This is a genomic window from Campylobacter sp. RM16187 (assembly GCF_025319965.1).
Taxonomy (GTDB): domain Bacteria; phylum Campylobacterota; class Campylobacteria; order Campylobacterales; family Campylobacteraceae; genus Campylobacter_A.
Window position 1 is genome coordinate 1,018,097 of record NZ_CP012549.1, and the last position, 22,040, is coordinate 1,040,136.

21 protein-coding genes, 1 tRNA gene and 1 pseudogene are annotated in these 22,040 nt (G+C 34.9%); 13 read left to right on the forward strand and 10 right to left on the reverse strand.

What is annotated here, in order from left to right; all coding sequences use genetic code 11:
- Nucleotides 1-4 precede the first annotated feature (4 nt).
- From purC to CDOMF_RS10860, 8 genes and pseudogenes are all read left to right on the forward strand, one after another.
- The gene (gene purC, locus CDOMF_RS05555; protein ID WP_170020135.1) at nt 5-715 is read left to right on the forward strand and encodes a phosphoribosylaminoimidazolesuccinocarboxamide synthase; all 711 of its coding nucleotides are present in this window, start codon (nt 5-7) and stop codon (nt 713-715) included.
- Nucleotides 716-724: 9 nt separating this feature from the next.
- Nucleotides 725-961 (forward strand): phosphoribosylformylglycinamidine synthase subunit PurS, encoded by a 237-nt coding sequence (purS, locus tag CDOMF_RS05560; protein WP_260951086.1) that lies wholly within the window; start codon nt 725-727, stop codon nt 959-961.
- Entirely contained in the window at nt 958-1,623 is a 666-nt protein-coding gene (purQ, locus tag CDOMF_RS05565; RefSeq protein ID WP_260951087.1) for a phosphoribosylformylglycinamidine synthase subunit PurQ, read from the forward strand. The genes purS and purQ overlap by 4 nt, the downstream gene beginning before the upstream one ends.
- Nucleotides 1,617-2,810, forward strand: a complete 1,194-nt coding sequence (locus tag CDOMF_RS05570; protein WP_260951088.1) for an SH3 domain-containing protein — start codon at nt 1,617-1,619, stop codon at nt 2,808-2,810. Before purQ ends, CDOMF_RS05570 begins: the two co-directional genes overlap by 7 nt.
- A complete protein-coding gene (locus CDOMF_RS05575) occupies nt 2,791-3,477 on the forward strand; it encodes a lysophospholipid acyltransferase family protein (RefSeq protein WP_260951089.1) in 687 nt (228 codons plus the stop codon). The genes CDOMF_RS05570 and CDOMF_RS05575 overlap by 20 nt, the downstream gene beginning before the upstream one ends.
- A gap of 37 nt (nt 3,478-3,514) precedes the next feature.
- Nucleotides 3,515-4,399, forward strand: coding sequence for a hypothetical protein (locus tag CDOMF_RS05580; protein ID WP_260951090.1), 885 nt, complete (start codon nt 3,515-3,517; stop codon nt 4,397-4,399).
- Between the two features lie 113 nt (nt 4,400-4,512).
- Nucleotides 4,513-6,378 (forward strand): molecular chaperone HtpG, encoded by a 1,866-nt coding sequence (gene htpG / locus CDOMF_RS05585; protein ID WP_260951091.1) that lies wholly within the window; start codon nt 4,513-4,515, stop codon nt 6,376-6,378.
- A gap of 1,326 nt (nt 6,379-7,704) precedes the next feature.
- Nucleotides 7,705-7,962, forward strand: a pseudogene (locus tag CDOMF_RS10860) (methyl-accepting chemotaxis protein); the annotation flags it as partial.
- A 273-nt stretch (nt 7,963-8,235) separates the two neighbouring features.
- Here CDOMF_RS10860 and CDOMF_RS05595 read toward each other — a convergent pair.
- The gene (locus tag CDOMF_RS05595) at nt 8,236-10,269 is read right to left on the reverse strand and encodes an ATP-dependent helicase (RefSeq protein ID WP_260951092.1); all 2,034 of its coding nucleotides are present in this window, start codon (nt 10,267-10,269) and stop codon (nt 8,236-8,238) included.
- A 143-nt stretch (nt 10,270-10,412) separates the two neighbouring features.
- On the opposite strand from CDOMF_RS05595, the gene CDOMF_RS05600 reads away from it, so the two are divergent.
- Together CDOMF_RS05600 and murG are read left to right on the forward strand one after the other, a co-directional pair.
- Nucleotides 10,413-11,573, forward strand: coding sequence for a peptidoglycan glycosyltransferase FtsW (locus CDOMF_RS05600; protein ID WP_260951093.1), 1,161 nt, complete (start codon nt 10,413-10,415; stop codon nt 11,571-11,573).
- A complete protein-coding gene (gene murG / locus CDOMF_RS05605) occupies nt 11,574-12,611 on the forward strand; it encodes an undecaprenyldiphospho-muramoylpentapeptide beta-N-acetylglucosaminyltransferase (protein ID WP_260951094.1) in 1,038 nt (345 codons plus the stop codon). It abuts the gene before it with no gap.
- Here murG and CDOMF_RS05610 read toward each other — a convergent pair.
- The 9 genes from CDOMF_RS05610 to CDOMF_RS05650 all read right to left on the reverse strand — a co-directional run bounded on the left by CDOMF_RS05610 (nt 12,589) and on the right by CDOMF_RS05650 (nt 19,402).
- Nucleotides 12,589-13,335 carry an imidazole glycerol phosphate synthase gene (locus CDOMF_RS05610; RefSeq protein WP_169974569.1) on the reverse strand — a complete coding sequence of 249 codons (747 nt, stop codon included), beginning with the start codon at nt 13,333-13,335 and terminating at the stop codon, nt 12,589-12,591. The genes murG and CDOMF_RS05610 overlap by 23 nt on opposite strands.
- Nucleotides 13,336-13,836, reverse strand: coding sequence for a PAS domain-containing protein (locus CDOMF_RS05615; RefSeq protein WP_260951095.1), 501 nt, complete (start codon nt 13,834-13,836; stop codon nt 13,336-13,338). It abuts the gene before it with no gap.
- A 114-nt stretch (nt 13,837-13,950) separates the two neighbouring features.
- On the reverse strand, nt 13,951-14,844 hold the full coding sequence (locus CDOMF_RS05620; RefSeq protein WP_260951096.1) for a TPM domain-containing protein: 894 nt from the start codon (nt 14,842-14,844) through the stop codon (nt 13,951-13,953).
- Nucleotides 14,845-14,846: 2 nt separating this feature from the next.
- On the reverse strand, nt 14,847-15,713 hold the full coding sequence (locus tag CDOMF_RS05625; protein WP_260951097.1) for a TPM domain-containing protein: 867 nt from the start codon (nt 15,711-15,713) through the stop codon (nt 14,847-14,849).
- Complete coding sequence (locus CDOMF_RS05630; RefSeq protein WP_260951098.1) at nt 15,655-16,545, reverse strand: TPM domain-containing protein; 891 nt, start codon at nt 16,543-16,545, stop codon at nt 15,655-15,657. The genes CDOMF_RS05625 and CDOMF_RS05630 overlap by 59 nt, the downstream gene beginning before the upstream one ends.
- A gap of 55 nt (nt 16,546-16,600) precedes the next feature.
- Nucleotides 16,601-17,479, reverse strand: coding sequence for a TPM domain-containing protein (locus CDOMF_RS05635; RefSeq protein ID WP_260951099.1), 879 nt, complete (start codon nt 17,477-17,479; stop codon nt 16,601-16,603).
- Between the two features lie 18 nt (nt 17,480-17,497).
- Nucleotides 17,498-18,088, reverse strand: coding sequence for a LemA family protein (locus CDOMF_RS05640; RefSeq protein ID WP_260951100.1), 591 nt, complete (start codon nt 18,086-18,088; stop codon nt 17,498-17,500).
- Between the two features lie 78 nt (nt 18,089-18,166).
- Nucleotides 18,167-19,225 (reverse strand): tetratricopeptide repeat protein, encoded by a 1,059-nt coding sequence (locus CDOMF_RS05645; RefSeq protein ID WP_260951101.1) that lies wholly within the window; start codon nt 19,223-19,225, stop codon nt 18,167-18,169.
- Nucleotides 19,226-19,325: 100 nt separating this feature from the next.
- A tRNA-Arg gene (locus CDOMF_RS05650) sits at nt 19,326-19,402 on the reverse strand.
- A 245-nt stretch (nt 19,403-19,647) separates the two neighbouring features.
- Between CDOMF_RS05650 and CDOMF_RS05655 the strand changes: the two genes are divergently transcribed.
- The 3 genes from CDOMF_RS05655 to CDOMF_RS05665 are packed head-to-tail and all read left to right on the forward strand — an operon-like array spanning nt 19,648 to nt 22,010.
- Nucleotides 19,648-21,105: an acetyl-CoA carboxylase subunit A gene (locus CDOMF_RS05655; RefSeq protein WP_260951102.1), complete on the forward strand. Its 1,458-nt coding sequence runs from the start codon at nt 19,648-19,650 to the stop codon at nt 21,103-21,105.
- Nucleotides 21,106-21,291: a hypothetical protein gene (locus tag CDOMF_RS05660; protein WP_260951103.1), complete on the forward strand. Its 186-nt coding sequence runs from the start codon at nt 21,106-21,108 to the stop codon at nt 21,289-21,291.
- Nucleotides 21,288-22,010 carry an arginyltransferase gene (locus CDOMF_RS05665; RefSeq protein ID WP_260951104.1) on the forward strand — a complete coding sequence of 241 codons (723 nt, stop codon included), beginning with the start codon at nt 21,288-21,290 and terminating at the stop codon, nt 22,008-22,010. The genes CDOMF_RS05660 and CDOMF_RS05665 overlap by 4 nt, the downstream gene beginning before the upstream one ends.
- The last annotated feature ends 30 nt before the right edge of the window (nt 22,011-22,040 follow it).

Genomic DNA, 22,040 nt, shown 5'->3' on the forward strand with positions numbered 1-22,040 from the left:
CAGGATGGAGAAAAAAGAGTTAGTCTATGAAGGAAAAGGCAAAAGGATGTACGCGACTGATGATGCGGATCTTTTAATAGCCGAGTTTAAAGACGATTTAACGGCTTTTGATGCCCAAAAAAGAGGAAACGAGGCTGGAAAAGGTGCTCTAAATAATAAAATTTCAACGCAACTTTTTAATCTTTTAAAAGAAAAAGGTATAGAAACCCACTTAGTAAAAACACTAAACGATACTGAACAACTGATTAAAAAATGCAAAATAATCCCTCTTGAAGTGGTAGTAAGAAATATAGCTACAGGTTCACTTACTAAGCGCCTGGACATACCTGACGGAACGGTTTTGCCTTTTGCCTTGGTTGAGCTATATTACAAGGATGATGCGCTACACGATCCTTTGGTAAATGACGAACACTGCCTGGCTATGGGGCTTGTAAAAAGCGAAAACGACCTTGATAGACTTAAACATTTAGGTAGAGAGATAAACTCTGTATTGTTTAAATTTTTCGCGGATAGGAAGCTAAAACTTGTTGATTTTAAAGTCGAATTCGGCGTAGATAAAGATGGAAATATTATACTAGCAGATGAAATTAGTCCTGATAGTTGCAGATTTTGGGATGCCGATACAAATGAAAAGCTTGACAAAGATAGATTTAGACAAGATATTGGAAATGTAAAAGTAGCCTACGAAGAGGTTTTAAGAAGAATTTTATCATAAAGGTTATAGATGAAAGCTATAGTAAACGTATCACTTAAAAACGGAGTTTTAGATCCTCAAGGAAAGGCTGTAGAGCACGCACTTGGCTCGCTCGGATTTAACGGCATATCAAACGTAAGAGTTGGAAAACAAATCGTCCTTGATATAGACACCAAAGATAAAGATGAGGCCAAAAAAGCTCTTACAAATATGTGTGAAGAGCTTTTGGCAAACACAGTTATAGAAGATTACGAGATAATAATATGAAAGTAGCGATAGTTCTTTTTCCTGGAACAAACTGTGAAACGGATACAAAATACGCATTTGATCTTTTAGGATGCGAAACTGAGATCATCTGGCATAAGCAAGATGAGATAAAAGCCGATCTTATCGTTCTTCCCGGTGGCTTTAGCTACGGAGACTACTTAAGAACGGCTGCTATCGCTAAATTTTCTCCCGCTATGAAAGCGGTGTTAAAGCACGCTCAAAAAGGTGGATACATCTTAGGAATTTGCAACGGATTTCAGATGCTTTGCGAGCTAAAACTGCTTGCAGGAGCTATGAGAAGAAACGAAAATTTAAGCTTTATCTCAAAGTATCATCACCTTAAAGTCATTGCAAATTCAAACAAATTTCTTTCAAATTTAGAGGTCGGCGAGATAGTAAATGTCCCGCTGGCTCACGGTGAAGGAAATTTCTATACTGATGAAGATACTTTAAAAAGCATGTATGACAACGAGCAAGTACTTTTAAAATATTGTGATAAAGATGGAAATGAACTGAATCCAAACGGCTCTATAGATAGTATTGCTGGAATTTGTGATAAAAATAAAAAGATTTTCGGACTTATGCCACATCCTGAGCGAGCATGCGAGAAAATCTTAGGTGGAGATGATGGACTTAGGATGCTTAAAGGGCTAGTTTGTTAAAACACATCGCCCTATTTTTGATAGCCGCTTTTGCTATCGCTCAAGAACCTAGTATCTTTGATATGATGGGAGGCGAAAGAAGCGAAAAGGTTATCAAAAAGGCTCCACTACAAACTATAGCTCCCACAAACGAGCCTGAAATCAATATATCTGAAACTCAAATTTATCAGACAGTAGAGCCGAGTCAGCTTATAATCACAACCTCTAATATACCAAAAGAGGTCTATGCTGGCGAGATTTTTAAATTCGGAATTACCGCCAATACTCAATCAAATATAGTCGTAGATATCAAAACAACTGTATTAGAAAATGAAAATTTAAAATGGTTGAATAAAAATTTACAATGGGAAAATATCGGCAACGGAATTTACAAAAGTGAGATATTTTTAGAGGCTAACTCAACAGAGCAAAAAAATACTAAGATAACCATAAATTTAAAAAGAAATGGTGAATTTTTCCAAACTGCAAACACAACTATCAATCTACCAAGCTTAAAACAGATAAAAAGCGATCAAAATTATAGTCACATAGTAGCAAACTCGCTAGAAATCAAAAAACATAAAACAAACAAATTTGATGATAAAAATTTAATTATGATAGTTGAACTAGTCGGCAAAAATACCAACATAACAGACTTTTGGCTAAATGACCCTGCAATATTAAAGCAGGGAGTTGATTCCGTAAGTGGGAATTTTAATTCACATAGCGGTTTTTATTTTGCGATTTTTACTCCCGAAAAAACTTCTCTGGATTTTAGCTATTTCAATCTAAAAAACAAAAAACTAGAAAGCTTTTCTCTTCCTGTCATAGTCGAAGATGACGAAATAAGCACTCAAATCGGACTAAATCCAAAACAAAGCAAATTTGAAATTTACAAAGATACAGCCGGATATATTCTACTGGCAACTTCCTTTATTTTGTTTTTAATCAAAAGAAATAGTATATTTTTAGTATTGACACTGATTTTTGGAGCTTATGGAATATATAGCTATAACCCTTTGGGGAATGCGGTGCTTAAAAAAAATGTAAGTATAAAAATTCTCCCTACTCAAAATTCAAGCATATTCTTTACGACTGAAAATGAAGAAAAAGTAGAAATTTTAGGAGAAAGAAAAGATTTTAAAAAAGTCTTGCTAAATGATGGCAAGGTTGGCTGGGTGTTAAAAGATGATATTATCAAGAATTAAAGCCGCCTATTTCGCGGTTGAATTTACAATCAGTATTTTTTTAGTTGTGTTTTTTATGTGGCTTTTTAAAAATAACATTCGCACTATAAGGCGTATTTGGGCAAGAACACAGAGGTTTTTTGGATTTTACTCTATAAAAATCGAAGGAGAATTTAGCCAAGACGCCAATATGATTATTATGAATCATCAAAGCATGCTAGATATAGTGGTTTTAGAAGAAGTGCATCCTAAAAATCTTTGTTGGATAGCCAAAAAAGAGATAGGAGAGATACCTGCAATAGGCAAAATTTTAAGCTTGCCAAAAATGATCGCCGTAGATAGAGAGAGTAGACACTCTTTGGTAAAATTGGTAAAAGAGGCGCAAGATCGGATAAATAACGGGCGCGTTTTAGCTATTTTTCCTGAAGGAACTAGATCTCAGACAGATACGCTTTTGCCCTTTAAAGGTGGAGCAAAAATAATAGTAGATAGGCTAAATTTAAAGGTACAGCCTATAGTTATAGTCGGAAGCGATATAATGGATGTTAAAAATTTCAGCTTCAAAAACGGCGAGATTAAAATAATATGCCTTGATTTGGTTGATACAAGTGATAAAAATTGGCTAGAAATTACACGCGAAAAAATGCAAAAAACCCTTGATAAAGAGCGAGAAAGTCTTAAAAGCTAATACGCTGCTATTTTAACTACATAAAAAAGGAATAGTAATGAAAAGAATTTTTCTTATTCTATTTCTATTGTTTAAAATTTCAGTTGCAGATGAGATAAATTTTGATATTTTTTATGATCAAAACATCACAAACCAGCAGGTAGATAAAGAGCTTGATAGACTGCTTTTTATTTTAGATAAAAATCCGAATTTGATAAATAAGGAATTTGGATACAATGAGCGAATTTTTTCATTTTTTATCATAAACAGCAAGATCGGCAATACCGGCAAATTTGACTTTGAGCGTATAGAAAAAGTGCTTCAATTCAAACCTGATTTAAATTACAATATGTATAGACTGGATTACACCTCTCCGCTTCATATGGCTATTGTTTTAGGAATTAATATTGATGGTAGTAAATGGTTAAGAGAAGATGAAAATCTAAAACTGATTAAAATTTTACTTAAAAATGGAGCTGACTTAAACACTAAAGAGCTTTTGACCACAGCCTACTCTGCTAATAAATTTGAAATTTTTAGTTACTTTCTTGATAATGGCGCAAAAGATACTACTAGAATTTTATTTTCTATTGCTGCAGACATAGGAATATTTATAGGAAACAATGGATTTTCTATTCATAAAAATAAGTTAGAAAATAGCAACGAAAGAAAATTTGCTAGAACAGATATATTTAAAAAATTTTACGAAAATAAGATCAAATTTCTAAAAGAGTTAGTTAAATTTATAGAGTTGGATAAAATTGATCTCAAAGAGATCGAAAGCTTTATAATCATAAATTCTATCCTAGATAACAAAAGCGCAATTCAAATTTTACTAGATAATGGACTTTGCGAACTTACAAAAAGTTGTGAATTTTTAAAAGATACAGCAAATCATTACGATAGCAAAGAGATTCTAAAACTACTAGACGATGCAAAATAGTCTTAAACTTGATATTATCTATATCAAGTTTATTGAATTTATCTTATAATCAATTGAAAAAATTAGCAATTTATAGTATAATCTGCCAAAAATTTAAATAAAAAGGAAAAAATATGGCAAAAAAAGCAGATAAATTTGAATTTCAAACCGAAGTGAACGAGCTTTTAAATCTTATGATTCACTCTTTGTATTCAAATAAAGAGATTTTTCTAAGAGAGCTTATATCGAATGCTTCAGATGCTCTTGATAAGTTAAACTATCTTTGTCTAACAAACGATGAGTATAAGAAACTAAACTATATGCCTAGAATCGACATTAGCTTAGATAAGGATAAAAAAACACTTACAATAAGCGATAACGGAATAGGAATGAATAAAGAGGATTTGATAAATAACTTAGGCACCATCGCTAGAAGTGGAACAAAGAGCTTTGTTAAAGAGCTTAGCGGTGAAGCAAAAAAAGATAGCGCACTTATCGGACAGTTTGGAGTCGGATTTTACTCAGCCTTTATGGTATCTGATAAAATAGAGGTTTTAAGCAAAAAGACTCTTGAAGACAAGGCATTTTTATGGAGTTCTGATGCTAAAAGCTATGAGATAAAAGAATCTCAAAAAGATACCCATGGAACAACAATAACCCTATTTTTAAAAGATAGCGAATTTAGTGAATTTTACCGCATAGAAGGCATTATAAAAAAATATTCTAACCATATTCCGTATCCTATATTTTCCGATAAAGAAGAGTATATTCCGCCAAAAGACGGAGAAAAAGAGGGAAGCTACGAGACAAAAAATGTTCAGATAAATAAAGCCTCTGCTCTCTGGAAGCTAAATAAATCAAATATCAAGGCTAATGAATATAATGATTTCTACAAACAAATCAGCCATGACAGCACGGATCCTTTGGCATATTTTCATACTAAAGCTGAAGGAAAGATAGAATACACCACTCTATTTTTTATCCCGGCCACAGAGCCGTTTGATCTATTTAGAGTGGATTATCAAAGTGGCGTAAAGCTATATGTAAAAAGCGTATTTATAAGCGATGACGCAAAAGAGCTTTTGCCACCATTTTTAAGATTTGTAAGAGGAATAATAGATGTTGAGGACTTGCCGCTTAACGTAAGCCGTGAAATTTTACAAGAAAATAAGATAATGGCAAATGTAAAAGATCAAAGCATCAAAAAAATATTAACTGAGCTTAATAAAATCAAAGACAAAGATAGAGAAAAATACATAAAATTTTACAAATTATTTGGAAAAGTGCTTAAAGAGGGGCTATATGGATTTAATAACGATAAAGAGCAAATTTTAGATCTTGTTCTGTTTAAGTCTAGTAAAAGAGATAGTCTGGTAAGTCTAAAAGAGTATAAAGAACAGATGAAAGAGGATCAAAAAAGCATATATTATATAAGTGGAAACAACGAGTCTATGCTAAGAAATTCACCTCTTCTTGAAAGCTTTAAGAAAAACGATATAGAGGTCTTAATAATGGACGAGGAAATTGATACTATAGTAATGCCTATGGTGTATGAATTTGACAAAACTCCTATTAAGCCTGTAAATCACTCTGATATAGATAGCGAAATAAAAACCGAAGAAGATAAGATTGACGAGAGCAAGCACATTGAAATTTTAGTAAAAATGCGCGAAATTTTAAAAGACGATGTTAAAGATGTTAAACTTAGCTCCAGACTTAGCGACTCGGCTGCTGTTTTGATATATGATAAAAACGATCCTGACTTTTCTATGCAAACTATATTAAAGCAGATGGGTCAGACAAATTTGCCAAAGGTTAAACCTATTTTAGAGATAAATCCAAATCATGAAATTTTTGAAAAATTGAACAAAAACGAGGCTATGATCCATGATATATCTACTCTACTTCTTGATATGGCAAAGATCAATGAGGGAATGAATATAGAAAATCCTTTAGAATTTAGCAAAACCTTAACTAGAGTAATGCTAAAAGCACTATAAAAACTACTATTTTTAATTTTGGTTATCTTAAATTTTGAGTTTTTAAGATAACCAAAAATTTAGTTATAAATTTCTATTTCTTTAAGCAAAAGATAATACTCCTGGTAATATAATAAAGATAGATTAATTTAATGAAAATATTTATTTTTGAAAATAATCAAAGGAGTGCCAATGTCGCTATTTCAATCAAAAGGCTTTCAGCGTCTTTTGATGATTTTAAGTATAGCTTCGATACTTGTTTTAGGATATATCTTCCTACAAATGCGAAGCGTGTCAGAAGACTTAGTAGGTGCTGCACAAAAACAGCTTACATCATATAAATTGGCTGACGAACTTAGACAAAGTTCTGATGACTTGACCAGTCTTGTTAGAACTTTTGTGGCTACTAATGGAAATCCGATTTATGAAAAACAATACAATCAAGTATTGGATATAAGAAATGGAAAAATTCCTAGACCTGATACGAAAGAGCAAATTTCTCTAAAAGATCTTATGCAAAAAGAGGGATTTACACAGGATGAATTTAAGAAGTTGGAATCTGCTGAAGGAAAATCTACAGATCTTGCCAAGCTTGAAATAAAAGCTATAGATATTATTAAAAAATACGGTTCTAAAGATGAAGCTATGGAGCTTGTATTTGGCAAAACCTACAATGACTACAAAGCTGAAATTTCTAAACCTATAGATGAATTTTTCGCTTTAGTTGAGCAAAGAACAACAAAAAGCTTTGAGTTTTTTAAAGATAACCTGACAAACCTTCAAATTATATTCTTGACTTTATTGATAGTAACGATCATACTTGTAGCTCTGCTTGCATATGTTAGCGAAAAGGTTCCGGAAGGGCTTCTTGGGGCAAAAGCATCAAAGATAGAAGAAGTTGTCAAAGAGGTTTCAAAAGGAAATTTAGCAGTAGCTATAAAAACAGACAATCCAAGCAGTGCAATTGGGCTTTTAAAAACAGCTGTTGATAACTTAAAAGCTCTAATAAGCGAAGTTAAACATCTCTCTGCAGAAAACTCATCAGTCTCATACGAGCTATCTGCAGCAGCTATTCAAACTGGAAAAAACGTTGAAAACTCATCAAATATAATTCAGGAAACTACAAATAAAGCTACAACTATAAAAGAGCAAATTGAAAATTCCATAGAAGAGGCTAAAAAGAGCAAGGCTGATATGGAGGCTGCGAGTAGCGGTATCATAGAAGCAAATAACGCTATAGAGCATCTAAGCAACAAAATTCAATCCAGTGTCGAAGTTGAGCTTGATCTTGCAAGTAGAATTTCTCAACTTAGTAGCGACGCAGAGCAAGTAAAAGGTGTGTTAGCTGTAATAAACGATATAGCAGATCAAACAAACCTATTAGCACTCAATGCAGCTATCGAAGCGGCAAGAGCTGGCGAGCACGGGCGCGGGTTTGCAGTAGTTGCCGATGAGGTTAGAAAACTGGCCGAAAGAACTCAAAAAAGCCTAGTGGAGATAAATGCTACAATAAATATTATAGTGCAAGCTATATCAGACTCAAGCGAGAAGATGAACTCAAATTCTAGACAAATAGGAGAGCTTACTTTAGTGGCGGATGAGGTTAGAGACAAGATAGTATTTATGAGCAATAGTATGCAAAAAGCCATAATTATGTCTGATGCCAGAGTTGAAGACTATATAAAAACCGGTGATAATATAAAGCAAATTATCTATGGAATGTCAAATATCAACAACATCTCATCCGAAAATACAAAGAGTGTCGAAGAGATAGCAAACGCGACAGATCACTTAAATAAAATGACAGAGATACTAAATAATAAACTTTCTGAGTTTAAAACTTGATATTTTATGGTCTCTTACTGAGACCATAAAAATTTATATTTTTTCCTTGGCCATTCCAGCTTCTATCAAAAATCTACTTGGTTGATAAGTAACTCTTTTTATCTTATCGTATTTTGCATAGCTTAGATATAGCTCATCTCTTGCTCTAGTAACAGCAACATAAAACAGCCTTCTCTCCTCTTCCAAACTTCCACCCATACCCATGAGCTTTAAATTCGGAAAGCGATTTTGCGCAAGATCGACTATAAAAACCTGATCAAATTCAAGCCCCTTGCTAGCATGCACACTTAAGAGATTTACACCCTCACCTTCACTCATCTCATTACTGCCAAGAGTTATGAAGTTATAAAATTTTTCCAAATCACTGTAATTTTTACTAAGCTCACTTAATATTTCAACTTTAGCCATAATTTTCTCTATAGCTTCTACCTTTAAGCTCTCATCAATATTTCCGTTTTTCATTGTAGCTCTTTTAGTCGCTAAAAAATCCGCGATAAGAGAGTAAATTTTGCTATTTTTAATCTCGTTGATTAAAGAATTTGGTCTAGAAAGACGTCTTGCGTGAAGTAAAAAATTATAAATTTCATACAAAAATACAGCTGCATTTTCATTTAGTTTCTGCATTTTAAGTATTGGGTGAGAGAAAAATTTATCACTAAATTTAAGCTTAGAAAACCTAGACATCTCGCCTATCTCGCTAAATTCATCAAAAAGCCCCAATTGATAATTTTTTTTCTTTTTCTCAAAAGCATTCACTTTATCGTCAGGATTTAAAAATCCATCTATCAAATTTCCATGCCCTACTTTTACAATCAAATCAAATATCTCCTTACTAAGAGCGGCTCCAACACCCTTGGCATATTCGCACACATGAATAAATGCCATGATATCTTTTGGATTTATTAAAATCGCGTATATATCCATTAAAGCTCTTATCTCCCTACTTTCAAAAAAGCTAATTCCGCCTTTTCGCTTAGAGCTTACTCCTCGCTCTTTCAAAGCCACCTCAAGCCCATCGGCACTTGAGTTATTACGAAAGATTATCGCAATATTTTCTTTGCTAAATTTTGAATTTGATATTATCTCGGCAATATTTGAATACTGGTTAAAAAGCTCATCATAAACAAGAAGCTTTGGTGATGGTAAATTTCCCTCTCGGCTTACAATCAGTTTTTTATCATACAAACGAGGATTGTTTGAAATCACTTTATTTGCAAGGGCTAGTATACTTGAACTACTGCGGTAATTGATATTTAAAGCATAAATACTAGCGTCTTTAAACCTATCTTTAAAAGAGCCGATTATCTCTATATTTGCACCGTTAAAGGCATAAATGCTTTGATCAAAGTCGCCTACGCAAAAGAGGCTTTTTGTATTAAAAGCATCTATTAAAGAGCCTTGCAGAGTATTTGTGTCCTGATATTCGTCTATTAAAATTTCATCATATTTTAAAGGCGCTCCCTTTCTTAGCTCGTTTCGCATTTTTATAAGCAGATCGTTAAAGTCCGCATAGCCAAATTTCGCCTTCTCTTGTTCAAACTCACTTAAAATATCCTCATAAATTTCAGCATATACAGACTGCTCTTCATTTCTAGCCTTAAACCACTCATAAAAACTCTCTTCATTGCTTGAATTTTGATAAAGTGAATATAGATCGTATAGATAAGCTCCACCATACGCCTTAGCTTCGCCCAAATGTTGAAATCTGCGCCTTTCCACAAGACTTTTTAAAAGGGTTTTTAGCTCGCTTGGCTGTTTTAATACTATATTTTTTTCAAGAGATTTTAAAAGAGAGTAAGATACAGAGTGAAATGTGCCAGCAGTAATTTTAGAAGTAATTTTTTTGTCAAAATAACACTCTAGTCTCTCTATCATCTCACTTGAGGCCTTGTTTGTAAAGGTTAAAAGCAAAATTTTACTAGGATTTACTCCTAAATTTAATAGATGCGCTATCCTTGCAACGATCGTTGAAGTCTTGCCTGTGCCTGCGCTTGCTATGATAAGATTATGCCCAAAAGGCGCAGTTGCGGCACTGTATTGATCCGAATTTAGTCTTGAAAGTGGCATTTATCCTCTCTTAAAAAAGATTTGATTATACGCTAATTTAAATTTAAAGCTTATAAAATTTAAAATGACACTGACACTTTTAACATATTTATAAGAAAATTTTAAGTAAAATCGAGACTAAAATCCAAAATACGGAGAGAGTTTTGCAAGTAGATAAGTGGGTGTTTTACGCTTGCGTCGCACTAATAACTATAGGTATTATTTTTTCACTCTCTTTGCCTGTTTTTACCGTGCTTTTTTTTAACTATGAACCATATCACTTCTTTTATAGACAGCTAGCGGTCGGAGCTTTAGGTATATTTGTCATGTGGGCTCTATCGCAGCTAAATCCAGATAAGTCACTAGTATGGATAGGCTTTGGACTATTTATCCTATGCGCTCTTGCTATGGGTGTTATGCATGCACTTCCAAGCTCTATGGTTACGGATGCGGGAGGCGCAAAAAGATGGATTAGGCTACCTGGATTTTCACTCGCTCCGGTTGAGTTTTTTAAAATAGGCTTTGTCTATTTTCTTGCATGGAGCTTTGCAAGAAAGATTGATGATAGCAAAAAGAGCTTAAAGGAAGAATTTAACCTAATACTTCCGTATTTATTTTTATTTTTGATAGTTGTTTATCTAATAGCAGTCCTTCAAAACGATCTTGGTCAGGTTATAGTTTTGGCTCTTACTCTTGTAATGATGGCTCTTTTTGCAGGAACTAGCCTTAGGCTTTTTGGGATAGGGCTTTTTGGAGCGGGCATGCTTGCCACAATCGCAATAGTAACATCAGAGCATAGAATTTTACGTATTAAATCATGGTGGGGAACTATACAAAATATAGTGCTTTCAATACTGCCTGAAAATATGGCAAACGCCTTAAGAGTAGCAGATGTGCCTGAGCCATATCAAATTTCGCACTCGCTAAACGCGATAAAGCACGGCGGATTTTTCGGAGAGGGGCTTGGTGCAGGAGTATTTAAACTAGGCTTTTTAAGCGAGGTTCATACCGACTTCGTATTAGCGGGTATAGCTGAAGAGATTGGTGTATTAGGAATATTTGGTATCACTTCAATAATTGTATTTTTACTATATAGAATATTTAAAATTTCATCAAGAAGCGAAAATAAGGTCTATCATCTATTTTCACTAGGCATAGGGCTTTTGATATCATTTTCTTTTCTTATGAACTCTTACGGAATTACTTCCATAACTCCTATCAAAGGTATAGCGGTACCATTTCTAAGCTACGGAGGAAGTTCTATTTTAGCACTTTGCGTGGGTATAGGGATGGTTTTGATGATAAGCAAAAAGGTATCAAACTAAATGATAGTAATATGCGGTGGTGGCACCGGAGGACATCTGGCTATCGCAAAAACCCTCAATGAAGAGATTGCAAGTCGTGATATAAAAACCATCTTCATTGGCTCAACTAACGGACAAGATAGGCAGTGGTTTGAAAATGATCAAAATTTCAGCTCTAAATTTTTCCTGCCTAGCCAAGGAGTAGTTAACAAAAAAGGCTTTAATAAGCTTATTTCACTTTTTAATATCGTAAAACTAGCTTTTAAATGCAGGCAAATTTTTAAGGATAATAAAGTAAAGGCCGTAATAAGCGTAGGTGGTTACAGTGCAGCGCCTGCGGCATTTGCAGCCATTATATCAAATATACCGCTTTTTATACACGAACAAAACTCCATAGTCGGAAATTTAAATAAAATTTTAAAACCATTCGCAAAAGAGTTTTTTAGCTCATACGATGAGCCTAAATTTGACTATCCTGTAGCGGATAAATTTTTTGAAACCTCGCGAGAGAGAAAAGAGCTAAGAACTATAATATTTCTAGGAGGCTCTCAGGGCGCATCGGCTATAAATTCACTTGCTTTAAATCTAGCTACGATATTAAAAGAAAAAAATATAAAAATAATTCATCAATGCGGTAAAAATTCGCTTGATAACTTACGAGAAGAGTATAAAAAGCTTGGATTTACAGATAAAACTTTAGAACTTTTTGACTTCAGTAAAGAGATAGAGCTAAAAATGAAAAAGGCCGATTTAGCCATAAGCAGAGCTGGTGCTGGCACACTATGGGAGCTTTGCGCAAACAATTTGCCAGCCATATTTATACCTTATCCTTATGCGGCAAATAATCACCAAATGTATAATGCAAAATTTTTAGTAGATCAAAATTTAGCCAAATTTTGCTTTCAAAAAGACAACAAAATAGATAAAAACGAGATTTTACAACTAATAGAATCTATAAATTTAAGAGAAGTTTCATTGAATTTAAAGCATCAAATATACAAAAACAGTGCAAAAAAAATCATAGATGAAATCTTGTTTAAGATAACTTCTCTCCGATAGAATTTACCTTAAGCTCTTTTAGTTCATACGCTAAATAGTGGTATATAAGCTCCTCGGTCTTTAGGCTTTTATCGCTAAATATAGGATTTATCATAGATATTATCCTATCTGTCATTCCTGCGATCTCGACTAGCAGGAGTTGATCATGTCTTTTTTTAGCTATCTTGATACTATAGAGAAAAAACTTATATAAAACTTTAAATTCGCTCAAAATTACATTTGATATGATATTAGCCCTTATTTTTAGAGTTTCATCTATTTTTTTTTGGAATTCAACTAGATCTTTAAGTATATTTTTTATAGTTTTCATCTCTTTGGTATTTTTTTGTATCCATCTTTTAGAATCGGCTTTAAGCAAATTTCCATATTCTAAAACAAAAAGATCTATAATTTTTTTTATATTTTTAGAAGCTTCTTGAAGCTTACTGCTAGTCTCAAGACTAACTCCCTTTTTTTCGGTTTTGATTGAAATTTTTCTAATGATTTGATCAAGATATAAGCTAATATTATAATAGTATTCTTCATTATCGAATACATTTGCAAAATACATACTATCTTTGCTCTCTAAAATATCATGCACTTTAATGGAGTCAACCAAAGTACTAAATTCGGCAATACTCATCTGAGTAGCCTCTTTTGCAATCTCTATATTTAAGAGTAATGCAAGTTCAGACTTTATATCATTGATGTTTTTTAATATTGAAGGATAATCCATTTTGTCCACCTATCCTCTTTGGAGCTTATGTACTAATTCATCATACTCTACATTTGATTCTTTTAAAATTTTATCTAATAATTTACCAGAAGCTTCCATTCCGCCTGTTTTTTCAGCCTCTAAAAGCTTTTTATATATACCTTCTATGAATTTTACGCCATCCATATTGGGCCTTCTTCTCACAGAGTGATATCCCACTATTTCACCGTTCTCATCCACAGATGCAGTTACATTTGCAAAAACCCAATAATATCCGCCTTTAAAACTCTTATTCTTAACAAATGCAAAAATCTCTCTTTTCGACTTAATTCTATCCCATAAAAGCTTAAAAACAATGCGAGGCATATCCGGATGCCTTATGATATTATGAGGCTTTCCTAAAAGATCACTCGCTCTGGCTCCGACTATTTCTAAAAACGGTTCATTACAATAGGTTATCTTTCCTTTTGTATCCGTTTTAGAAACTATAAAATCATTCTCTTTGACAAAATACTGCTTCTCTTCTTGCATCTTACAAAAAATCCCTTAATTAAAAGAAAAACTTTATAATAAAGAAAAATTATACCCAATATAAAATATAAATTTTATAAATTTTTAATAAAGCTAATCAGCATTTGCTTATTTTTACCATCTTCCGCTAGCTCCGCCTCCACCAAAGCTTCCGCCTCCGCCACTAAAGCCGCCTCCTCCGGAAGAGCTGCTTGAACCCCCACCACTTGAACTGCTAAAACCTGAGCTACCAAGACCTCCTCTAGATCTTCTTCTTTTGGAGTTATTCATCTTTTTAACCATAGGATAAATGAGTATAAAAAACGCTCCAAGCAGAGCAAAAGAGACTAAAGCCGTATCGGTATTTAAAAACATATCCAAAAAAGAAGATGAAAACACGCCGGCAAATGCCGACATAAAAGATGTTAAACCAATGTCTTTTAAGAACTTAAATTTAAAAATTACACCTATAAAAAGCAAGGCAAAGCCGCCGACTATCATAATAGTAGTAAAACCAAAAAACGTATCCATCTTAGGATCAGTCACATAATCATTACTACTATCTTCATCTATGAAGTTTAGTATCTTATCTATACCATCTAAGATACCTTGTTCTAAATTTCCATCTTTAAATTTAGGGATGATTACTCTTTGTATTATCTCATGGCTTATAGCATCTGTTAATGATCCTTCTAAACCATATCCTACTTCTATGCGAATTTCCTTTTCATTTGGAGCTACTACTAACAATACTCCATTGTTTTTATCTTTTTGTCCTATGGCCCACTTTCTTGCAAGTTCTAAGGAGTAGCTTTCTATACTTTGTCCTTCAAGTGAATTTAAAGTAACTACTACTACTTGATTTGTTGTATTTGTTTCATGGTTTGCAAGAATTTTAGTTAAGTTTTCTCTTGCTGTTTGGCTTAGTATATTTGCTTCATCTACTACTCTGCCGGTGAGGGTTGGGAGTGAAATTTCACCCGCAAACAAAGATAAAAAAGCCGATAAAATCAGTAAAATTTTCTTCATCTCTAAGCTCTTAAGCCTCTTTTGCCTTCTTTATAGTTTAAAAAGCCCAAATTTACGTATCTGCTGCCATCTTCTCTCATCTCTATACGCATAGTTAAAAGTGTAAATACAAAGACGATACCAAAAAATAAAAAAGAAGGCAAACCGTAAGGCAAGGCTTTCATCAAAAACAAAGTTAGCATGCCTGAGAGCACAGAAGACATACCGACTTGAGTCAAAAAAAGAAGATTAAACTTATAACTCACGATCCACAAAACAAGCCCTCCAAATATCGAGATCGCAAGCATAGCGAAAGTAGCATCTTCATAAGGATGGGTTGTGTAGTCATTGCTCTTATCATCATCCATAAATTCTAAAGTCTTGATCACACCCAGCTTAAAAGCGCCGTTGATATTTCTTTCGCTCAGTTTAGCCTCTATAATATCTGATGTTATCGAATCGCCTTTAAGCCAGTCGCCATTCGTAACGATAATCGCTCTTGAATTTAGATAGTCTTTCAAGTCGTAAGATACAACCAAAATAGCCGTCTTATCGTCTATATTCCAGTGTTTTGCAAGATTTTGAGCGTAAGAAGTGATGTACTCTTCTTTTTTTAGTTTTACCGCAACCACTATGAGTTTGTTGCCGTATTTAGACTCATGCTCACTTATCCTCCTGCTAAGATCGCTCCTAGCAACTTCATTTAGCAGACCTGATTTATCTATGACAGCGCCTGAAAGCTCGGGGAAATTTGACTGAGCAAAGACAAAGCTAAAAACAACCATTAAAGATATCAAAATTTTATTCATAACAACCTCTTTTATACTAACTCTACCACTTGCCGCTGGCTCCGCCGCCGCCAAAGCTTCCGCCTCCACCGCTAGCGCCACTGCCGCTACTGCCTTCGCTTTCAACGAAGTACTTATAGCTATCGACTCCTTCTTTCCAGCCGTATATTAATTTTTCATCAGGTGTATTCATAATCTCTTTTAGTACATAAGGAAAAACGGCTACTATACTTACTAAAATGGCTAATGTTTTATATATTATAGGATCTATCGGTGCGCTGATAATAGCTCCGACAAAGCCTCCTAGCATAATCGAACCAAAGATACTAGAGCCTACATCGCCTATAACTCTACGTCCGCTTAGCCTACCTATAAATATAAAAACAGAACAAGAGGCTATCAAAAAGGCAATGACAAGCAAAACATTATCGACAAATACCTGCTCTTTTACTATATCGTTGCTTGCATCTTCATCGGTAAAATCCAAAATTCTAGCGACGCCTTCTAATACTCCCTCTTCAAAATCACCGCTTTTAAATTTTGGAACCATTACCTTTTCGATTATACTCTTGCTTATTGCGTCGGTTAGAACTCCTTCAAATCCGTATCCAACTTCTATGCGAATTTCCTTTTCGTTTGGAGCTACTAACAACAGCACTCCGTTATCTTTATTTTTTTGACCTATAGCCCACTTTCTTGCAAGAGCTAAAGAGTAACTTTCTATGGAGTATTTATCAAGCGATTTTACAGTTGCGACTATGATTTGACTACCGGTTGCTTTTTCATGGGCTTCAAGTGTCGCAGTTAAGCTATCTTTTGCCCCTTTAGTTAGTATATTTGCCTCATCCACAACCCTGCCCGTAAACTCAGGAAGTGAAATTTCAGCCGAAAAGAGTGACATAAAAGCTAGTAAAACAAATAATATCTTTCTCATAACAACCTAGTTTTTGGGTCAAATTTGACCTGTATTTTGTATAAATTTTATAAATTTACCACCTACCGCTGGCTCCGCCACCGCCAAAGCTTCCACCTCCGCCGCTAAAGCCGCCTCCTCTACTTCCACCGCCAAATCCGCCGCTACTGCCGCCCGCATAGCCGCCGCTCTTTAAAAGTCCTCTTGGCATCTTTCTTATGCTGTTAAAGACAAATATAAAAATTGCCACTGTTACAACCGCAGCTACTATTATAGAAAGCATAACAGAACCGGTAAATGCACTGACAAGAACTCCTATAAAAAATCCTAGCAAACTAGACACTAACACAGAAGTAGCAATGTCGCTCACAATCCTATACTTAATCAACTTGCTAATAAAAACTAGGATAAGCGAGCCTCCTACCATACTAGCAAATACAGTAAAAAACATATCTTCCATAGGATCTGTCACATAATTATTATTAGCATCATTATCTATAAAATCAAGTATTTTATAAGTTGCTTGCAATACTCCTTGATCTACGTCCGAGTTTTTAAATTTCGGAACAATAATCCTTTGTATTATACTGCTAGCCGTTGCATCCGTTAAAGAGCCTTCAAGCCCATATCCTACTTCTATACGAACCTCTCTTTCATTTGGAGCAACGACAAGTAACACACCGTTATTTTTATCTTTTTGACCGATACCCCAATGTCTTCCAAGCTTTAAAGAGTAAGACTCTATATCTTGACCCTGTAAAGAGTTTACCGTAACTACTACAACTTGATTTGTAGTGTTTTTTTCATGGTTTGCAAGAATTTCTGTGAGCTTATCTTTTGTCTCTTGTTTTAAAATTCCAGCTTCATCTACTACTCTGCCTGTAAGCTCAGGGAATTTTATATCCGCAGCAAAAATAGTTACGGATATAAATAAGAGGGTTAAAATTTTTTTCATAATAGCTCCTTTGGGTTGCTATTTAAACGAAACTTCCGGTGTCTTTTGCTCGCTTTCACTAGCCTCAAAAGTCTCTTTTATCTTAGCGTCAGGATGAAAAATTTGTGCTACAAATTTACCAGGAAAAGTTCTTAGCACTAAATTATACTCCTTAACTGCAGCAATATAGTCCATTCTAGCTACGGCGATGCGGTTTTCAGTGCCCTCAAGCTGAGACTGAAGAGCTAAGAAATTTTGATCGGCTTTTAACTGCGGATAGTTTTCACTAATAGCCATAAGTCTTCCAAGTGCTCCACCGAGAGTTTTTTGAGCCTCTTCAAATTCTTTAAGCTTTCTTGGATCCTCAATAGTACTAGCATCTATCTTCATCTGCGAAACTTTACTTCTAGCCTCTGTAACTTCTGCAAATACACCCTTTTCGTGAGCCGCATATCCTTGCACCGTGTTAACTAAATTAGGTATAAGATCAGCACGCCTCTTATACTGGTTTTGCACCTGCGACCACTTCTCTTTGGTAGTCTCGTCAAGTGTCGGAACTTGATTGTAATACTTTAAGAAAATTCCTCCAAAAATCGCAACTACGACTAAAAGTCCTGCTAATCCTTTCATCTTAAACCTTTCTTGGTGATTTTATTTTTTTTACTCCTGTTGATATAAAAATACTCCAAATGCTAGCTGCCAATGATTTTAAAAATTCGCCAACTCGTCGCAACCTGTTTTATTACCTAAATCACAACCCAGTTTAAAGTATTTTTTAGCTTCAGCCTCATTTTTTTCGACTAAACCGCCTTTTAAATACAAAAACCCTAGTCCCGCGCAACCTGCGGCAAGTTTATATTCGCAAGACTTTACAAAATACTCAACAGCCTTAGAATCCTTTTGCGCTGCATACGCAAAGCCTAAATTTCTGCACGCTTCGCCGTTTCCGCCATCGCAAGCCACCGCCATAAATTCAGGACTATTAATGACCTTGCAAGCGTCTTTGGATTTACCGCTTGCGCAAGCCTTACTAATAAAATTATAAGCTTTTAGTATATCTTTTTTTCCGTATTGATCGTCTTTATATATAATCCCTAAAACCAAGCAATCTTGAGGTCTTTCGCCTTCGCAAAGAGGCTCTAAAATTTTAATGGCTTTTTCTACATTTTGGCTTACGCCTTTGCCTTCTCTATAAGAATATGCCAAATTTCGGCAAGATAGTCCGTGGTTTTTCTTGCAACCTTGCTCCCATAGTTCAAAGCTTTTTTTGTAATCATTAGCGCCGTAGTAAAAATTACCTAAATCGTTGCAACCGCTAAGATCGCCAAGATCGCAAGATTTTTGCGCGAAAAATTTCTCTTTGCTTATTTTGTAAGCCTTATTGCATGCTGCGGAGTCGCCGCCTTCACACGCGGTTACGTATCTGGAAAAATCAGAGCCCTCCTGAACTTGTCCTCCGCCACTATCTTTTCCGACTTTAGAGCAGCAATCGCTTCTGCCTGTTTTATCGCAGCATTTTTGATAGGCTTGTTGAGCTAAAGACTGATCTTTTTTTACTTTTCCACCAAAGCCGAATTCATAAATTTTACCCGCCTCGTAGCAAGCCAAATCGTTATTTTTATTAAAACAACTGGCGTGAAAAAACTGAATCGCACTTACCATATCGCCTTTATTTCTTGCATTAACTCCATTGGCGTAATCTTGTCCCGCTTGCACGAAAGAAAAACCTAGGCATATCGCTAAAGCCGAAAAAATAAGCCTTTTCATAAAATCTCCTTAAGATAAATTTAAATACAAGGCTATTATATCGTAATGCTGCTATTATGTTTATAAAATATTTAATGATTGTATAAAATTTTTAAGAAAATGGTGCGCTCGAAGGAATTCGAATCCCTGACCTTTTGAACCGCAATCAAATGCTCTATCCAGCTGAGCTACGAGCGCACAATATAATTAAGCAAGGTTCGAAGTATAACCAAACCTTTCTTAAATCTTTCATAAATTTCTAAAAAGCCCTTATAAATTTACAAATTTCACCATAAAGTCTTAAATTTTATAAAATTTAATCATCAATAAAAAATCTTTATGCTATCGTTATAAAGTTTAAATTTAAGATCACAAATTTCATAAAAACAAATATTTTAAGATAGTTAAGTTATGACAAAAAGCTGTAAAAATAAGGAAAAGAAGTGATACATAAAATTCTAATTGCTAACCGTGGCGAAATAGCCGTGCGAATCATTCGCGCCTGCAAAGACCTACACATCAAAAACGTAGCCATCTACACAAAGCCCGATCAAGACTGCCTTCACGTAAAAGTTGCCGACGAGGCTTATCAGATAGGCATAGATCCGATCAAAGGCTATCTTGACGCCAAGCGTATCGTAGAGGTTGCCAAAGCCTGCGGAGCAGACGCCATACATCCCGGATACGGATTTTTAAGTGAAAATTACGAATTTGCAAAAGAGGTGCAAGACGCCGGACTAATATTTATCGGTCCAAACGCGGACGTAATCCGCAAAATGGGTAATAAAAACATAGCTCGCTATCTAATGAACAAAAACGGAATTCCCGTAGTTCCTGGCACTGAAAAGCTAAATAACGAAACCATGGAAGATATCAAACTTTTTGCCGAAAAGATCGGTTATCCCGTTATATTAAAAGCAAGCGGAGGCGGAGGCGGAAGGGGAATTCGCGTCGTGTGGAAAGAAGAAGAGCTTGAAAATAGCTTTGAAAGTTGCAAGCGCGAAGCCAAGGCGTTTTTCAACAACGATGAAGTATTTATGGAAAAATACGTCATCAACCCACGCCATATCGAATTTCAAATCGTGGGCGACAAATACGGCAACATCATTCACTTAGCCGAGCGTGACTGCTCTATCCAGCGCAGACACCAGAAAATTTTAGAGATCGCACCAAGTCCAAGTATCAGCGAAAATTTGCGTAAAAGCATGGGCGTAACGGCGGTTGCGGCGGCAAAGGCGGTTAATTATACCAATGCCGGAACGGTTGAGTTTTTGCTTGATGATTATAACAATTTTTATTTTATGGAGATGAACACAAGAATTCAGGTTGAACACGGGGTAACCGAAGAGATAACCGGAGTCGATCTAATCGTAATGCAGATAAGAATCGCAGCCGGCGACATCCTTCACATGCAGCAAAGCGATGTCGTCACTCAAGGCTTTGCTATAGAGGCTCGTATCACAGCTGAGGACGCGTGGCAAAATTTCATCCCAAGCCCGGGGCGAATTTCAGGCTACTACCCTGCCCTTGGTCCTAGTGTGCGCGTAGATAGCCATCTTTACAAAGATTATCAAATTCCGCCGTTTTACGATAGCTTGCTTGCAAAACTTATCGTGCGTGCGACAAGCTACGATCTAGCGGTAAATAAGCTAAAGCGCGCGCTAGATGAATTTACTATAGAAGGCGACGTAAAAACAACTATCCCGTTTTTGCTAAGCATTAGCAAGGAGCGTGACTTTAGACGTGGATTTTTTGATACTTCATACACAGAAACCAAGATGCCGTCATTGCTTGAAAATATGAAAACAAAAGATAATGAGAGCAATGAAGAGGTAATAGCTGCAATAACTGCGGCAATCCAAAAAGTAAAAGAAAATAGAAAGCTAAAAGAGGAACTTTAAATGAATGATTTTTTCGATAGTTTAAAAGATATAAAAAAAGAGATGATAAAAGAACTCGGCGAGACACCTAAAAAAGAGGTTAAAAAGCAAGCAATCAGCAAAGAAGAAGCTATAGCACATAAAGAAGAGGTGCTAAGAGAAGAGTTTTTAAAATATGTCAAAGATAGCGATATAAAAAAGATATGACGATATCCTTTTGTACACTTCCTGGTCTTTGTCCATATCTTAAAGACAGAGACTCAAGGATGGAGTATAGTTATATAAGTGATTGTGATTTTGATACAAATGACGCGATGGTAAAACATGGCTTTAGGAGATTTGGCAGATATTTTTCTAAGCCAAATTGTAATAACTGCCAAGAGTGCGTCAGTATAAGAGTTGATGCTCAAAATTTTAAATTTAGTAAATCCGTTCGCAGAACAATTAAAAAAAATACAAATACTTCTATATTTATTTCAGATCCGATTGTAGACGAAGAGCATCTAAGACTGTATAAAAAATATCATAAATTTATGGAGAAAAAGAGAGAGTGGAAGTATTACGAACTTGACCTAGTAAAATACTATGATCTTTATGTAGCCGGATATGGAGATTTTGGCAAAGAGATCTCTTACTATGTAGATAAAAGGCTTGTCGGAGTTGACCTTATAGATATTATAAAGGATGGGATTTCATCAATTTATTTTTACTACGATCCTGATTTTGCCTATCTATCTTTAGGAAAATTTTCTATATACCAGCAAATTTATCTAGCATTAAGACTAAATTTGCGTTGGATATACTTAGGATATTATGTCAAAAACTGCCCTAGCTTGGTATATAAAAATGAATATAAGCCTTATGAAGGTTTGAAAGAATATGTAAATCTTGATAAAGAGCCTATCTGGGAGAGTCTGGAACGCTAATTGCTTTTTATTAAAAATAGCCAATTTTGG

Coding starts and splice junctions, on each gene's coding strand:
- purC (WP_170020135.1), top strand. CDS start 5: ATGGAGAAAAAAGAGTTAGTCTATGAAGGAAAAGGCAAAAGGATGTAC.
- purS (WP_260951086.1), top strand. CDS start 725: ATGAAAGCTATAGTAAACGTATCACTTAAAAACGGAGTTTTAGATCCT.
- purQ (WP_260951087.1), top strand. CDS start 958: ATGAAAGTAGCGATAGTTCTTTTTCCTGGAACAAACTGTGAAACGGAT.
- CDOMF_RS05575 (WP_260951089.1), top strand. CDS start 2,791: ATGATATTATCAAGAATTAAAGCCGCCTATTTCGCGGTTGAATTTACA.
- CDOMF_RS05580 (WP_260951090.1), top strand. CDS start 3,515: ATGAAAAGAATTTTTCTTATTCTATTTCTATTGTTTAAAATTTCAGTT.
- htpG (WP_260951091.1), top strand. CDS start 4,513: ATGGCAAAAAAAGCAGATAAATTTGAATTTCAAACCGAAGTGAACGAG.
- CDOMF_RS05595 (WP_260951092.1), bottom strand. CDS start 10,269: ATGCCACTTTCAAGACTAAATTCGGATCAATACAGTGCCGCAACTGCG.
- murG (WP_260951094.1), top strand. CDS start 11,574: ATGATAGTAATATGCGGTGGTGGCACCGGAGGACATCTGGCTATCGCA.
- CDOMF_RS05615 (WP_260951095.1), bottom strand. CDS start 13,836: ATGCAAGAAGAGAAGCAGTATTTTGTCAAAGAGAATGATTTTATAGTT.
- CDOMF_RS05620 (WP_260951096.1), bottom strand. CDS start 14,844: ATGAAGAAAATTTTACTGATTTTATCGGCTTTTTTATCTTTGTTTGCG.
- CDOMF_RS05630 (WP_260951098.1), bottom strand. CDS start 16,545: ATGAGAAAGATATTATTTGTTTTACTAGCTTTTATGTCACTCTTTTCG.
- CDOMF_RS05635 (WP_260951099.1), bottom strand. CDS start 17,479: ATGAAAAAAATTTTAACCCTCTTATTTATATCCGTAACTATTTTTGCT.
- CDOMF_RS05640 (WP_260951100.1), bottom strand. CDS start 18,088: ATGAAAGGATTAGCAGGACTTTTAGTCGTAGTTGCGATTTTTGGAGGA.
- CDOMF_RS05645 (WP_260951101.1), bottom strand. CDS start 19,225: ATGAAAAGGCTTATTTTTTCGGCTTTAGCGATATGCCTAGGTTTTTCT.
- CDOMF_RS05660 (WP_260951103.1), top strand. CDS start 21,106: ATGAATGATTTTTTCGATAGTTTAAAAGATATAAAAAAAGAGATGATA.
- CDOMF_RS05665 (WP_260951104.1), top strand. CDS start 21,288: ATGACGATATCCTTTTGTACACTTCCTGGTCTTTGTCCATATCTTAAA.